This is a genomic window from Aneurinibacillus uraniidurans (genome assembly GCF_028471905.1).
In the GTDB taxonomy this organism is placed as follows: domain Bacteria; phylum Bacillota; class Bacilli; order Aneurinibacillales; family Aneurinibacillaceae; genus Aneurinibacillus; species Aneurinibacillus uraniidurans.
On the sequence record NZ_CP116902.1, the window covers coordinates 62,010 to 76,794 of the forward strand.

A 14,785-nucleotide genomic window follows, 5' to 3' on the forward strand; every position below is an offset into this window, starting at 1 on the left:
GCGATAATCAACGGTGTTTTTTTCGTACGTGTAAAGATATGGATCTATATTTTTTTGCGAGTTTACTTATGTTTAATCTTGATAATCTCGTTACACTCCTCGGTAAGCTTCGGTTCAAGGTTCTCTTTATAACAAATTGTCCAGGGTAATTCGAGTATATGAAATTCCCGTATGTTTCAAATTCGGAGAAGGTTATTTTCTTGGATTTATTAATGCTTCGTATGATAGCTTTGTACCAGCTTGTATTGTGTTTAGCTGCAATGGCTCTTTTTAGTTTTCTAACTTTTGCTTTCTCAAAGAGCATATAGTGGGCAACAAAATAGGTAGGGGCGGTAGCTCTTCTCCCCATTAGCTTTTTGTATGTTCTAAAATATTCTGCGCGACTCCAACTTCTGCAATAGAATATGGTCTTCTGATTTTGTCGAAAGCGATGCGGACGAATTAATACGGTATCGGCATCAATGACGAGATAGAATTTCTGAGAGCATAATGAATCGCCGCTTAATTTTAGCAGCTGTTGAAAAAGCCAACCGGAGCGATCCCATTTATTTGTCCGATAATTAATATTCTTTTTTGTGATAGGGAGGACCTTATTTTCATTGATGAATTTGCAGTGTTTTTGCTTGCATACATTTTTTATTTTTTCACTTGGGGGGGCAACAATGAATATGTTTCCGATCGGATGTTGTACATGTTTTCGTACACTATCAATCACAAAGGGGAGGGTCCCCAAGTCTTTCTCAATAACCGGGATTAACACATCGATTTTTGTTTTCTGCATCGTTTTTACCCCCGCTTACATGTATTTGCATCATCTTATGTTGAGGAAGAGGTAAGAAATTGTGCGAATGCTGAGAATGGAAAAAATGTGTCACAAGGCCCGCATTATCGTGTATCTCTAATTGGGATGCTAAGCCGAAGAAGAGGGGCAAAAAATTGAACCATATGCCGATTTCTTACGCCAATAGTATAGAGAAGAGGGAAGGAAGTGGGGGCGTGGATTTAGAAGCAGAGCGGCATTTGTTGGATGAAATACGACGAGGAAATAAAGGAGCTTTCCAGAATTTGGTCAGTCCATTAATTGCGAAGTCCTATCGATCTGCGTTAGCAATTTTGGGATCAACGCAATTGGCAGAGGAAGCTGTACAAAATTCGTTAATTGAATCGTATTCAACGATTATGAGTGGGAAAGAGATCTTCAACTTTCGAGGCTGGTTTAGTCGCGTTATTGCACATCGATCATTAGATATCGCAAGAAAGGAGAAAAACTATAAAAACAACGTAGATATTGGTGAGATAGAGCTCGAGGATGCATCGGCTTCTCCTGTGGAAAATGTTCTAAGGAAAGAGCAGTCTAAGCAGATTATCGAGGCTATTATGAATTTAGAACTCCAGCAGCGTATTGTAGTGGGACTATATTATTTTCAGGAACTAAAAATTGAAGAAATTGCTACAATGCTAGCTATAAAAGAGGGGACGGTCAAATCTCGACTTTATCATGCCAGACTGAAGCTAAATCATATCCTTCATAGTTCAAATCCGCATGTAAAGGAGGGCCTGATATGAAAAGTGAAAGTGATCTTAAAGTAAGCTTAGAACAATCCTTCGATCAAATTCATGTTCCAGAATCGTTGTATCAATTTGCTGAAGAATTGCCGGAACGATTTGAGGCAGGAGAGTATGAGAATATTGCCCAGCATGTTCCAACCTCGACTACTGTTCGTCCGTCTCGATTTTTATCAGGTCTGGTTAAAAGCGCTACTGTTGCGGCAATTTTAGTGCTTGCGTTTCCTACTAGTGCGACAATATCATCTGCTTTTGCCACATTAGTAAAAGGGGTGCCAGGCATAGAAATCGCAGTCGATTGGCTGAGGCATGTCAGAGAGAATGATGGTGTCCAAAATGCAATAGACAATGAATACATTCCGATTGAACCAGTTACACGCCAGATCGGTGGAACAACGATAACAATCAGTGATATTTATCTGACAGATGAGGAACTGTTATTCAAAACATTCATTCGTACGAATGAATTTGATGTAACAGATACCAGAGGGACAGTTCGACTTAATGTATATCCTGATCCAGAGAATTTGCGTGGAGGAGGATCAACCACTGCTTCTTCCCTGGTAAAGACAACAGATGGTAACAATAAACCAGTTCTACAAGAGTCGTATAAATATCAATTGGAGGAGGGTGCTGCTGCAGATTTTTTAGCAAAGAATAGAAAACTCACCTTAGTAGTAGATAAAAATACGTTTAATCACGGGTCGAAAAAGCTGCAAAGTAAAGAGTTAGGCAAGATTGTTATACCACTAGAACCAAACAAGTTACTGCATAATAAGGTAGTTGAAACCAAGCAAATACTCCCTATCGACGACCGGGATTGGGAGGGGTTAACGCTAGAAAAACTAACGATCCAGCCGACAACGATGAACGTGATTATGAAAGGAAAAAAGGAATGGAACGTATATTTCCCTTGGGAGGAAAATATAGCACCATATTTAAAGGATGACAAGGGAAAGATATATCGTTACGATCCATCTGGCCCAGGCCTGCTACTGGAAGCGGGTAAGCAACAACTTTCTTTTTCTTCATCGGTTTTCTTTGATTCTGATGTTCGTACGATGTACTTACATGTGGGGGAGATTTTTGTGACCGAGCATACTCCGAGTGGGAGTTTCAACTTGTCCATGAATGATACATTCCCCAAAACCGTTCGCTTTAAAAATCATGATATCGTAATTGAGGGAGTAGAATACCACCCAGAAGGATATATTCATGTGAAAATAAGAAAAGAGAATGCCAAGCAAAAGTATTTGGAGGGCCTATACTTTGATAGCATAGAAAATAAGAATGTAAATCGTGACGAGTTGAACGAAAAGATCGAGAGACTTATGAAGATGTTAAAGATTGATGGATTGGGGCATGCGAAAGACTATCATAAAACACCATACCTGAGTCTTTATATTCCTGTATCCCATCAAGGGCGGTATACGATTTCTATATCTCGTGCTAATGATAGGATTATCGTTAATAAAGATTACCCCATTCAATTAAAATAGCAAAATCATCATAACATAGTAGTAGGATGAACTGAGTGAGTACTCCCTGGTATATATCAGGGGGTATTTTTATTATAGGAGGACTTTCGCAACCCCAAAAAGTCCAAGTTTAAGAAAGTCTTAAGAATTATGCCGACTTACTATTAAGAATTACATTTTACAATGTAGAAAATCCCAGAGATTACAGATGTTATAATTTTGAAAGGAGCGTGAAAAAAGATGAACCATTATTCCATATTAGTTGTCGATGATGAGAAAGAGATCCGCGATGCGATCGCAATTTATTTAAAAAATGAAGGCATGACTGTTATACAAGCAAAAGACGGCATTGAGGCTGTTGAGAAGTTGAACGAACAAGTCGTTCATCTCATTATTTTAGACATTATGATGCCGAAGATGGATGGGATCGCTACAACATGCAAAATACGTGAGGAAAAAAATATCCCGATTATTATCCTCAGTGCCAAAAGTGAAGACATGGATAAAATTTTAGGGCTTCAGGTTGGTGCCGATGACTATGTCACAAAACCATTTAATCCATTAGAGTTGATTGCCCGGGTGAAATCACAGCTAAGAAGATACGTGACTCTGGGTACATATGAGGGGAAAGAGGCCGTCATTCACATTAATGGTCTTGCATTGGATACGTCCGCAAAAGAAGTAACTGTAGATGGTGAGGTCGTGAAGTTAACACCGACTGAATATAAGATTGTCGAATTACTTATGACGAATGCGGGGCGTGTATTTTCTATTACGGAAATTTATGAACGGGTGTGGAAAGAACCGGGTTTTAATGTAGAGAATACGGTAGCCGTTCACATTCGTAAGATTCGGGAAAAAATTGAAATCAATCCGAAACAGCCGAAATATGTAAAGGTGGTATGGGGAATTGGATATAAAATCGAAAAATAAAATAAGATTTGTTACGTGGATTTTGTTGTTTACGTTCGGAGTAAGCGGTATCGTTATGGGTATATGCAATGGAAAAGATTATATGGAAAAAGACTATTTTCATACACAACAGTTTGAGGATCAGTTGAATCGATTTGTTGAGCATCTCAAGCTATTTGAGATCGGTCGTATAAATAAAGAAGATCTAAAAAAGAAAATCACCGTCACAGCAGAGGAAATTAATGAACATCGTTATCGTTACGGGGATTTATCGACACAAATTACCAATATAAAAGGTCAATATGAAGACAAAATTAAAGAGGCATTGTCAGCACACAATAAAGAAATAGTCGATATGTATGTGGCCGAAAGGGATAAGAAAATAGCAGATATTACGAACAATTTCAAAAGCGATGAATATGTTCGAGCAAAAATTGTGAAGGAAAAAGAGCAACGTATAGATCAGTATCTTCAGGGAATCGAAAGTTATCGTTCAGAATTCATGAATGACAAAGCAATTTTTACGTATTATTTAAAGAATACAACAACAGGGGAAGTTTATACAAATGTAGATACAAGTAGGGGAAGTGTAGCAGACGATACAGCTATAAATAACAAAAATATGCTATTTATTCAAAGCTATCCTTCGGAGAAGTATGGTGGACTTTCCAATCGAGAGCCATCTAGCTTACTTAATTATAATGATGTGGTAACCCCGTTATTAGAAAAGGGAGAAGTCAGCACATTTGAAGGAAAGATTGGTGTGCCTAACGGAGGTGCTTCGACCAATCCGATTCTAGCAAACTATCATGATTTTCTACAAAAACAAAAAGTTTTCTTTATATACGTCATCAGTAGTATTTTTACCTTTGTATTAAGTTTGTATCTGAATAAAAGAACACCTATCATGCAGCTTATTCCCACAGCGAGATGGCAGTCTTACTATAACCGTATTCCGCTGGATGTAGCGGGAATCATCTTAGCATTTACAGGGCTTTTGACATTTTTTCTTTTTGTAGTGGATAACAATTTTCACCTGCAACGGGATTTGTATGATTATGGTAGAGGTGCACTGGTCAGGGGAATGGTTACCGCATTTTTCGTTGCACTTGTACTTATTCAACGAAAATTTTGGACAGAGCGAGCAAAAGAGCGAATCGATATAAAGTCAGACTGGCAAAAGAGTTTACTGTACAGGATGTATAAGAAAATACGAGAAGCATTTGCGATTCGGAGTATCGGTACGCAAATACTCATTCTGGTAGCGATTGTATTCATCTGTGGTGCAGGTTCCATAATATTTTTCCCGCTATTTGGTTTAATAGGGATTCTCGTTCTGATCGTTATCATAAATGGTGCTGGCTATTTTAATCGCATCGTTATTACCACTAACGGATTAGTACGCGGAAATTCTGAGCCAGATTTACCTATAACGGGAAAATCAGCATTAGCTGTTCTCGCCGGTAACATTAATACCTTAAAGCATGGGATTAAAGTATCTCAAAAAGAGCAGGCGAAAAGTGAACGATTAAAAACGGAGCTAATTACAAATGTAAGTCATGATCTGCGTACGCCACTTACATCGATTATTACGTACACTGAGCTGCTGAAGACACCAAACTTGGCAGATGAAGAACGGGATACGTATATTGAGATCATTGATCGTAAATCAAAACGATTACAAGTGCTTATCGATGACCTATTCGAAGCATCAAAAATGGCAAGCGGGAATATTGAGCTTGTAAAAGAAAAGGTAGACCTTGTCCAGCTTTTGCAGCAAGCACTTGCTGAACATAATGAAACAATTCAACAATCAACATTACAATTTCGTGTTACGCATCCTGAGACATCCGTGTATGCCGTTGTTGATGGACAAAAGTTATGGCGCGTGTTTGATAACCTGATTGGCAATATACTTAAGTATTCACTGGAAAATACGCGTGTATATATCTCGATGAAACCATTGCAGGAAGACGTAGTGATTACGTTTAAAAATGTTGCTAAATATGAGCTAGGTGAGAATATCGACGAGTTGTTTGAGCGATTTAAACGGGGGGACACATCCCGCCATACGGAAGGATCAGGACTTGGACTAGCTATTGCTAAATCAATTATTGATCTCCACGAAGGCAGTATGGATATTGAAGTGGATGGCGATTTATTTAAAGTAACAGTTGTATTGAATAGTAGAGGAAGCTAACTAGCAAGAGATAAAACGGTTCGCAGTAGAAGCCTATCATGCGAACCGTTTTATTTATTTGGGCATACTAGGCCCGTTTTGCCATATGAATGGAAAGATTTTTATACGTATTCGCCTCGTCCTTCATTCCCTTTTCTTTATAGAGTTTACTTAACCAGCGTACGGGACCGAGTTCATCAGGTTTTAGCTCCATCTCCCAGGTGAAGGCCTCGATTGATTGATCAAGTAGACCAAATTGATAATATAGTTCGCCTAGGCGTGTAAGCTGGTCGAGATCTTGCGATAAGGAGATGAGTTGATCGATGTCCCTAACTACAGGCAGGCGAGGACTTGTTAACCGAATTGGTTGTAACCATTCCTGTACCTGGCACGGTTCAGCTTGTGTGAGTAAACAAGTAACCAAACGGCGGACAAGCGTTTCTTTTTTTTCGGGCTCAGCAGGATAAAGGTGACAAATGACTTGATTGATGGCTGGCAGACGTATGATGTAGGCAGGTTCTACCTGTTCGACCATCATTTCGATTAGTGAATAATCGTCGGAAGAGAGTGTGGAGGAATGCGTAATGAGGAATGATAATGCCTCCGAATACTGTTTGAGCTGAATCATTTCCTGGAGGAAGTGTTGCGATAATGGGGCATAAGTGGTTGAGCGTTCACACAAAAATTGTAATGTTTTATAACGTTCTTCTGGGGTAAGTGCTTGTTTTACCAGATGAGTAAACGATTCGTAATCAGAGAAGTCATGTTTCATCTCGAACAGATTCATGAATAAAAGGAGTCGCTCCAGATGGCGTGATTGTTCGTGTAATAATTGATGAAGGTGGCGTTCAGCGGTTGGTTCGGTGCGATTTTGATAATAGAGTGATTCCATAAGCAGAGAAGATGCGTCGGTTGTCCGATATTTTTCAAATTGTGAGGTGCGGATCATTTCCTGCATGGCTTTGAGATTCGGTGAGAAGGTGAGGAGTATTTTGGCCGTTTCATACGCTTTGGCAAGCTGACCGTTTTGTTTAAAGTAATTAAAAATTCGGCGGATGACACTAATTAGCTGCGATTCCTCCATGAAATTATCCATATAAGTAGCGGCCAGTGAAACCTCTGTTAGAGAGAGGTGGTTTTGTAAGTGAGTAAACACTTCATTTTGGTTAGGAATATGGATGGTATGGTTTTTCGGAAGGAAAGCCGAGAAAAGAGGGTGAGAAGGATGAATACTCATTCCTTGTTGGAATGCTTTATGAAGAAAGGTTTCCTCGTAGATGTCTTGTAGAATTCCTCCGCCGAGCACGTTGTTCTTGAAATAGAGTAAATAAAAAACCGAGTGATTCGAATCGATAATCTCCAGCACTTTGCTTTGAAGATAGATCGTGATTCGCTTCACTCGGCCCTGAAAGGTTTTGTCATGAGAATGGGTACTGCTTTGTTTTACTGTATAGGAATCATTCATGGTTAGGCCCCCTTTTGTATAACTATATCACACCAGATTTTTCTTAAGCAAATATGGAAAAAAAGAAAGATGCACTTTCGATCGGCGCATCTTTCTTTTTTAAGAGTTTTTATGAATAAAGGATTATTTAGAAGGTGGTGTGAATGTTAATGTAGTTCTGTCTGACTCGAGGTAGCCTTTAGATGTTACAGTAACACCTAATTCACCCTCAACTAAATTACGCAGTCCTATAGTAGCTGTTTTAGTAGAACCAACTGTAGTAGTAGCAAGCAGTTTATCTCCTTGATATACTTTTACAGTGTCTCCTTGTGTAGGAACGGATACTTTTAGCGAGCCCTCTGTAGCAGATTTAGGGGTGAGTTCGAGAACAGATGCGTCTAGTTGTTTAGTCTTTTCTTCAGCCTCGAATGTTTTGTTAATTTTTACTGATTCACGCTTATCTTTGGAAGTTACCGTTACGTCAACTGAACCGTCACCTGTACCTAACTGAGCAATGTTAACGATAGCAGATGTTTTCCCTCTCGCTACGGTAGCAGTAGCGGTAGCCTCTTTACCTGTGCTCCCTTTATAGTAGACTTTTACAGTATCGCCTTCAGTAAGACCTGTAACCTCTACGGTATCAGCCATTTTTGCGTAATTGTGAACCGTAATCTTATCTACTGCTGGTGGATTAGACTGCTTTTCCTCTTCAAACGATTTATCGAGTTTTACTGACTCAAGTTTGCCGTCAGAGGTCACGCTCACTTGAACTGTACCACCAGATTCTCCAAGTTGAGAGATGGAAACAGTAGCTGAAGTTTTATCTTTTGCTACTTTAGCAGTAGCGGTAGCAATCAGAGGTTTGTTCGTTTTAGGGTCTATCACAGGCTCAAGCTTAGAGTTAAGCTTGATGTAGTATACTTTCACTGTATCGCCGACAGTAAGGTTTTTCACTTCGACTGTATCACCCGCTCTGACCTTGTTTGTAACTGTGACATCGCCATCCACTGGTGTTTTGGATTGCTGTTTCGCAGCAAAGTCAATTGGAACGATAGTTGATTCCATAGTAACGGATATATATACTTTTACTTTGTCTCCGAAGTCCCTAATGGATATAACGGCTTTCGCTTCGGTATCTTTCGGCCCCTGTTTTACCGTTCCTTTGCCTATTACTTTTCCACCAGATGGTTGATCGTACACTTCAACAAGTGCCCCTACTGGAAGACCTGTTACGGTTACAGTACTAGGTTTTCCAGCGTTATTTACGATTGTGACTTTAGCTTGAGCAGCAGCACTCCATGATACATCAAGGGCGACATTAGAACCTGGAGTGCTCTCACCCTCTGCTTGCACAAAACTTAATGGAGTAAATGTAAGCGCCGTACCTAAAAATAAAGATGCAAAAAACGTGGTCTTTCTCTTCTTCAACATACGTTCACCTTCCTCAATTGAAATATATGGATAACCATAACCTTATACTAACATAATCGGATAATTATGAACGATTCATTATTAAAATGAACATGATTTTTATATGTTGTAACCATAGTTCGGTGTACGTTTCTCGTAAAATCGTTTACAATATGAGGTAACCTAAGAAATATTTCGATTGACAAGAGGAGCGAATATCGCATATGAAGCGCATCAAACGTACAATAGCCCCTTTTACACTGGCAGGTTTGCTAGGGGTGCAAAGTCTGATCGTCCCTGTTTCAGTAGAAGCGGCTCCGGTGTCCGCTGGGAAATTCTCAGATGTAGCAAAAAACCATTGGGCTACTCCATATATCACGAAAATGAGTCTGCGTAATGTAGTAGCTGGTTACGAAGATGGAACATTCAAGCCAGAACAAAAAGTAACACAATTGCAAGCAGTCGCACTTGCTGTTCGAAATATGGGATTAGCTGACGAAGCAGAAAAATACAAAAATACAGCCATTCCATATACAGTTCCAACGTGGGCCAAAGGTTCAGTTGCACTGGCGATTTCCAAAGGACTGATAAAACCGTCCGAGAAAAACTTTAGCCCGAATGAATACGCATCCCGCGCCTGGATTGCACAGCTGATGGTACGGATGGTTGGCAAGGAAAGTGAAGTAGGAAAATCAGTTGAAACGACTGTATTTACCGATGCAGCAGACGTGCCAGAGTGGGCGAAAGAATATGTGAAGACAGCGTCGAGTCTTGGGCTGGTATCCGGCTACCTGGAGAATGGGAAATACTCGTTTAAACCAAACTATGCCGTTACGCGTGCCCAAATTGTTTCTGTACTAAGTCAGAGTGAAAAATACATAGATGTAACATCGGACACGACGCAGGTTGGGTCGGTGGAAAGTATAACAGGCAGTACACTTTCTATCATCAATTCGGCTGGCGGAAAGCAGAGCTACACGCTTACAAGTCAGACCAAGTTTTATAAAGACAGCAAGGAAATCACAAGTGCAGTCGTAGACGCGGACAGTCAAGTAATGGTAATCGGGACGAACGGAAAAGCTGACTATGTCGAAGTTCTACAGAATAAGCCGGCTAAGCCGCAGTATACAACGGTAAAGGGAACGATTGAAAAAGTATTTAGTGAGGCAAAGACAGTTGTAGTTCGACTATCGGATGACAAGCTTCAGACGTATACGATTTCGGATAGTACAGCGGTAACATCTGGCTCTGATAAACTACAGGTGAGTCAGCTTGTAAAAGGCGACCAGGTTGAGTTGTCCATAAATGCAGATGGCAAGGTAGTGGAACTGAAGCGAACAAATGTAAGCCAGGAGCAAGCTATGGCGGGCACTGTTTATGATATTGATAAAGCAACACAATTGCTTACGATCAAAACGGCGGCTGGCAAGCTGGAAGCCTATCAATATACAGATGCTACGTATATTGAATACAAGAATAAGAGATTCCCGAGTGTAGAAGATTTACTTCCGGGTGATTCTGTGAAACTGGAAGTGAATAATGGGGCCATTACGAAGATTATTGTGGCTGGTTCAACAGCCAACGCAGGGGAGACGGCAACGGTTAAAGTAATCAGTGCAGCGGATAAATTTATTGCCCTGCAAAACGATAAGGGAGACATGCAGGCTTATACGATTGCATCGTCTGCGACTGTCTCTTTGAATGGGGCGATTGCTCCAACGCTTGCTGATATTAAAGTGGGCGATAAAGTAGAAGTAAAGGTCGAGAATAATGCAGTTGTTTCAATTGCGATCAAGAATCGTACAGTAAAGGGCAGTAATGACCTGCTGTCTGGCAGTGTGTTTGCTCTTGACACGACGAACCGTGTTCTCTCTCTTAAGAGCAGCAATGGTGAGTTGCGTGCATACGAGGTACTTCCTACAGCTCAGGTTCTACTCAATGGGAACTCCAAAAATCTCACAGATATTAAAAAAGATATGACCGTATCGATTCAGTTGAATGAAGACAACAAGATTATCTCAATTAATGCAGATAATAGACTTCGTGCGGAAGTAGTCTATGTAAATACAGATGATCGATTACTGACAGTGAAGCTTGAAACAGGCGAGACGAAAGTTTATGTAGTAGACCGAAATGTTGACATTACGATCTATGACGTAAGTGGTGAGGAGCTGCGTGATCTTCGAGCGGGTGATAAGATCGCCATGAAGATGGATACAAGTAAAATAACAACTATCGATGTGGAAAAAACATACGTATATCGCGCTACGGAGAATAATTCATCGTATACCACACGAATTACAGCGCAGAATGAACAGGGACGATCACGTGATCTTACGGTAGATGGCGGTGTGACACTGACTATTCCAGGCATTCCATATCCAAAAGTATCAGATGTGAAGAAAGGTGATGTACTGCGCGTTACGTATCTGGGTAACACACTGAAGTCAGTCGCAGTCGTGCCGAGTATATATGGACAAGTAACACAGGTAACACCGGAAACGAATAAAGTAGTTGTAAAAGATTTGAACGGGGTTACGAACGAGCTGACACTTGGATACGGCAGCAGCATTCAGATCGGAGACCGTACGTATACAAATCTGACTTCACTTGTGCCAGGTAATCGGGTGCAGGTCGCAGAAGCAGCTAATGGGGCGAAAAGCATCATCGTTCTCTCAAAAGTGGAGACAACCTTTACATCGCTTGATCCATTAGGTGACCGAATTTATACAGCGAAAAGCAGCTATTATTTGCCGGATTCATTATTTAACCGTCAAACACAACTGCAAACTCTGCTGAATAGTTTGCGGAAAAATGACAAAGTTGCCCTGTACTTCTTGAATAACGAGCTGTACGAGATTGCTAGAAACGAATAGAAAGAATAAGAAAAACTCGCGGACGTTGTGTGCCGCGAGTTTTTCTATGTTAATACGATATCCCAGAAGCCGAGCAATCCTACCCAGTTGCCAATCAGGAAATGTGAGAGACTAACCCCTACAAGCGTTCCATGCCGAGCAAATAAAGCTCCCCATAGTAGACTCGATATAAGCGCAGCGGTACCAAGTGCGAGAGAAGTGTGCAGATGAAGGGCACCGAACAAGAAGGATGTGATCAATATCGCCCAGAAAGTTGCACGCTTGCCTGTCAGTAAACGTTGAATGGAACTTTGAATCACGCCGCGACCGATTAGTTCTTGTAGGGGTGCGACAATAAGATACGTAATGTACGTCCAGTTAAAATAAGAGAAGGAAATGATAGAATGATCGGAGAACGATATCCATCCATATGTGAGGGTGACCACTTTTAGTCCTGTTAAGAGCAGAATGACACCGATGGATACGCACAAAGCTTCTTTATACGCCCGTGCCGCTCCGGTCCATGTAACTCCGAAATCAGTCACAGAGAGCTTGCTGTTATGAATAATCCGCATAATGACCAGGAGGGAAATGATTTCTATAAATCTGTTTCCCCAGAACTTGATCGTATCGGAAAGAAGGGTTGACTGAAAAATTTCAAGTGCAAATGAATACACGCTCATGACAAGCACAACCATTGTAAAAATCGAGCTCAGTTCTGAACGATAATGATTCAATGTTTCAAGCTGCCGATTTTGCTGTTCAAGCTCCTGATACGAATGAGTCAGGCGATTGTACAAGCGGCGTAAAAATGTTCCGCTAATATGTGGATACATCTGAATTAGTTCATCAAAATCTTGTTTGGAAATGCGAAACGCTACAACTTCCGTATAGGCCCGAACGGTAGCGGCTCGGGTGCTATCCGTAAACAAAGCTAATTCTCCGACAATATCACCGGCTATTACCTTGCCAATAATCGATTCGGACGAGCCAGATTTCTTGGTGACGGTCGCTTCACCGGAGTCAACAATATATACGGCATCTCCTACTTCACCCTCGATTACAATGACATCATCAGGAGAAAATCGGATCAAGTGCAGCCTAGCAAGAAAAGCTTCCAGATCAGCGGGAATGGTATCAGGAAAGGGAGCTTCTAGATCAAAAAAAGAACAGAGTGCGGGGCTTTCCAATAAGGAAAAAATACGTGGCGACATGTATGAATCCTCCTAATAGGGGAGTATAGTGCAGGGAATTTATTACTTTATCATACATAGGGTAACAGTAAATGTACACCAGCTCATAAAAGAAAACCCTGCCTATTGTAAAAAGTAGGCAGGGTTTCTTATAGAGGAAAGGTAGATATACAACTAGATAATGCCTTGTGCCATCATTGCATCGGCAACTTTAAGGAAGCCAGCGATATTCGCACCTACAACGAGATTGCCTGGGTGACCATATTCATCGGCAGCTTTCACGCTGTTACGGTAAATATTTACCATGATTTGATGCAGTTTTGCGTCAACTTCTTCAAAAGTCCAAGCGAGACGCATGCTATTTTGAGCCATTTCTAGTGCGGAAACAGCTACACCACCTGCATTAGCCGCTTTAGCCGGTCCGAAGAGCACCTTGTTGTTCAGGAACACGTCAATTGCTTCGAGTGTAGATGGCATATTTGCACCTTCACCGATTGCTTTGACGCCGTTTGCCACGAGCAGTTTTGCAGATGCTTCATTGATCTCATTTTGTGTAGCACACGGAAGAGCGATGTCGCATGGAATCGACCAGATGCCTGTGCAGCCTTCAAAATATTGCGCCTGCGGGTGTTCCTGTACGTATTCATGAATTCGTTTGCGTTCGACTTCCTTCAGGCGCTTCACAGTATCAAGATTGATGCCATTCGGATCATAAATGTAGCCATTTGAATCGCTGCAGGCTACAACTTTTGCGCCTAATTCTGTTGCCTTCTCAATCGCGTAGATGGAAACATTACCGGAGCCGGATACAACAACGGTGCTGCCTGTAAAGCTGAGTCCTTGATCTTTCAGCATTTCTTGTACGAAGTAGACGGCACCGTAGCCTGTTGCTTCTGTACGGGCCAGACTGCCACCATAGCCAAGTCCTTTACCAGTTAGAACGCCTGCTTCATAGCCGCCGCGAATTTTTTTATATTGTCCGAATAAGAAGCCGATCTCGCGTCCCCCAACACCAATGTCGCCTGCTGGTACGTCTGTATCTGGTCCGATATATTTGCAAAGCTCCGTCATGAAGCTTTGTGTGAAGCGCATGATTTCCATATCAGATTTGCCTTTTGGATCGAAGTCAGAACCACCCTTGCCTCCGCCAATTGGTTGGCCTGTTAGGGAGTTTTTGAAAATTTGTTCAAAGCCGAGGAACTTGATGATGCTTGCGTTAACAGAAGGATGGAAGCGTAAACCGCCTTTGTATGGTCCGATTGCACTGTTGAACTGTACACGGAATCCACGGTTGACTTGAACTTTACCCTGGTCATCTACCCATGGAACACGGAATGAGATGATGCGCTCTGGTTCGACGATTCGCTCCAGAATGGCGTTGTTCATATATTTTGGATGTTTTACGAAAACAGGTACCAGAGAATCTAAAATTTCTTTGACTGCCTGATGGAATTCATTTTCGTGTGGATTGCATTTTTTTACCGTTTCATACACGTCGTTTACATATTTTTTCGCAGTTTGCAATGCGTCCTGTTTAACTTCTTGTACCGTAGCCATAGTCTCCTCAATCTCCCCTTTATACATTACTTTAACTTCCAAGTAGGTTAGTTTATAATTTTTAATTATTCGGATAAAAAAATACAGTTACTTGTTTAATTTTTCCTACGTTCATTGTATCGTGTGTAAATTAATCTAAACAATATAGATATTAGATAAAAATAATGCCATATTGAGATTGATTAGTGGGG

At 41.0% G+C, this 14,785-nt stretch carries 10 protein-coding genes; 5 read left to right on the forward strand and 5 right to left on the reverse strand.

All coding sequences use genetic code 11. From position 1 onward, the window contains the following. Window positions 1–7 precede the first annotated feature (7 nt). A complete protein-coding gene (locus PO771_RS00335) occupies window positions 8–781 on the reverse strand; it encodes a DUF6492 family protein (protein WP_272561338.1) in 774 nt (257 codons plus the stop codon). Window positions 782–945: 164 nt separating this feature from the next. Between PO771_RS00335 and PO771_RS00340 the strand changes: the two genes are divergently transcribed. The 4 genes from PO771_RS00340 (at window position 946) to PO771_RS00355 (ending at window position 6,156) form a co-directional block, all read left to right on the forward strand. After that, window positions 946–1,566, forward strand: a complete 621-nt coding sequence (locus tag PO771_RS00340) for an RNA polymerase sigma factor (RefSeq protein WP_272563070.1) — start codon at window positions 946–948, stop codon at window positions 1,564–1,566. Beyond that, complete coding sequence (locus PO771_RS00345; protein WP_272561339.1) at window positions 1,563–3,065, forward strand: DUF4179 domain-containing protein; 1,503 nt, start codon at window positions 1,563–1,565, stop codon at window positions 3,063–3,065. Before PO771_RS00340 ends, PO771_RS00345 begins: the two co-directional genes overlap by 4 nt. A 219-nt stretch (window positions 3,066–3,284) precedes the next feature. Beyond that, window positions 3,285–3,977, forward strand: a complete 693-nt coding sequence (locus tag PO771_RS00350; protein WP_272561340.1) for a response regulator transcription factor — start codon at window positions 3,285–3,287, stop codon at window positions 3,975–3,977. After that, complete coding sequence (locus tag PO771_RS00355) at window positions 3,955–6,156, forward strand: sensor histidine kinase (RefSeq protein ID WP_272561341.1); 2,202 nt, start codon at window positions 3,955–3,957, stop codon at window positions 6,154–6,156. Before PO771_RS00350 ends, PO771_RS00355 begins: the two co-directional genes overlap by 23 nt. Window positions 6,157–6,223: 67 nt before the next feature. On the opposite strand, the gene PO771_RS00360 is transcribed toward PO771_RS00355, so the two are convergent. After that, window positions 6,224–7,600, reverse strand: coding sequence for a tetratricopeptide repeat protein (locus PO771_RS00360; protein ID WP_272561342.1), 1,377 nt, complete (start codon window positions 7,598–7,600; stop codon window positions 6,224–6,226). A gap of 123 nt (window positions 7,601–7,723) precedes the next feature. After that, window positions 7,724–9,010, reverse strand: coding sequence for a hypothetical protein (locus PO771_RS00365; protein WP_272561343.1), 1,287 nt, complete (start codon window positions 9,008–9,010; stop codon window positions 7,724–7,726). A gap of 203 nt (window positions 9,011–9,213) precedes the next feature. On the opposite strand from PO771_RS00365, the gene PO771_RS00370 reads away from it, so the two are divergent. Beyond that, a complete protein-coding gene (locus PO771_RS00370; protein ID WP_272561345.1) occupies window positions 9,214–11,865 on the forward strand; it encodes an S-layer homology domain-containing protein in 2,652 nt (883 codons plus the stop codon). Between the two features lie 44 nt (window positions 11,866–11,909). Here PO771_RS00370 and PO771_RS00375 read toward each other — a convergent pair whose 3' ends face one another. Further along, on the reverse strand, window positions 11,910–13,058 hold the full coding sequence (locus PO771_RS00375; protein ID WP_272561347.1) for a cyclic nucleotide-binding domain-containing protein: 1,149 nt from the start codon (window positions 13,056–13,058) through the stop codon (window positions 11,910–11,912). Window positions 13,059–13,211: 153 nt separating this feature from the next. Further along, window positions 13,212–14,594 (reverse strand): NADP-specific glutamate dehydrogenase, encoded by a 1,383-nt coding sequence (gene gdhA, locus PO771_RS00380; RefSeq protein ID WP_272561348.1) that lies wholly within the window; start codon window positions 14,592–14,594, stop codon window positions 13,212–13,214. Window positions 14,595–14,785: the final 191 nt, after the last annotated feature.

Excerpts from the sequence above, each read along its gene's own strand:
- PO771_RS00335 (WP_272561338.1), bottom strand. The coding sequence starts at position 781 with ATGCAGAAAACAAAAATCGATGTGTTAATCCCGGTTATTGAGAAAGAC.
- PO771_RS00340 (WP_272563070.1), top strand. The coding sequence starts at position 946 with ATGCCGATTTCTTACGCCAATAGTATAGAGAAGAGGGAAGGAAGTGGG.
- PO771_RS00345 (WP_272561339.1), top strand. The coding sequence starts at position 1,563 with ATGAAAAGTGAAAGTGATCTTAAAGTAAGCTTAGAACAATCCTTCGAT.
- PO771_RS00350 (WP_272561340.1), top strand. The coding sequence starts at position 3,285 with ATGAACCATTATTCCATATTAGTTGTCGATGATGAGAAAGAGATCCGC.
- PO771_RS00360 (WP_272561342.1), bottom strand. The coding sequence starts at position 7,600 with ATGAATGATTCCTATACAGTAAAACAAAGCAGTACCCATTCTCATGAC.
- PO771_RS00365 (WP_272561343.1), bottom strand. The coding sequence starts at position 9,010 with ATGTTGAAGAAGAGAAAGACCACGTTTTTTGCATCTTTATTTTTAGGT.
- PO771_RS00370 (WP_272561345.1), top strand. The coding sequence starts at position 9,214 with ATGAAGCGCATCAAACGTACAATAGCCCCTTTTACACTGGCAGGTTTG.
- PO771_RS00375 (WP_272561347.1), bottom strand. The coding sequence starts at position 13,058 with ATGTCGCCACGTATTTTTTCCTTATTGGAAAGCCCCGCACTCTGTTCT.
- gdhA (WP_272561348.1), bottom strand. The coding sequence starts at position 14,594 with ATGGCTACGGTACAAGAAGTTAAACAGGACGCATTGCAAACTGCGAAA.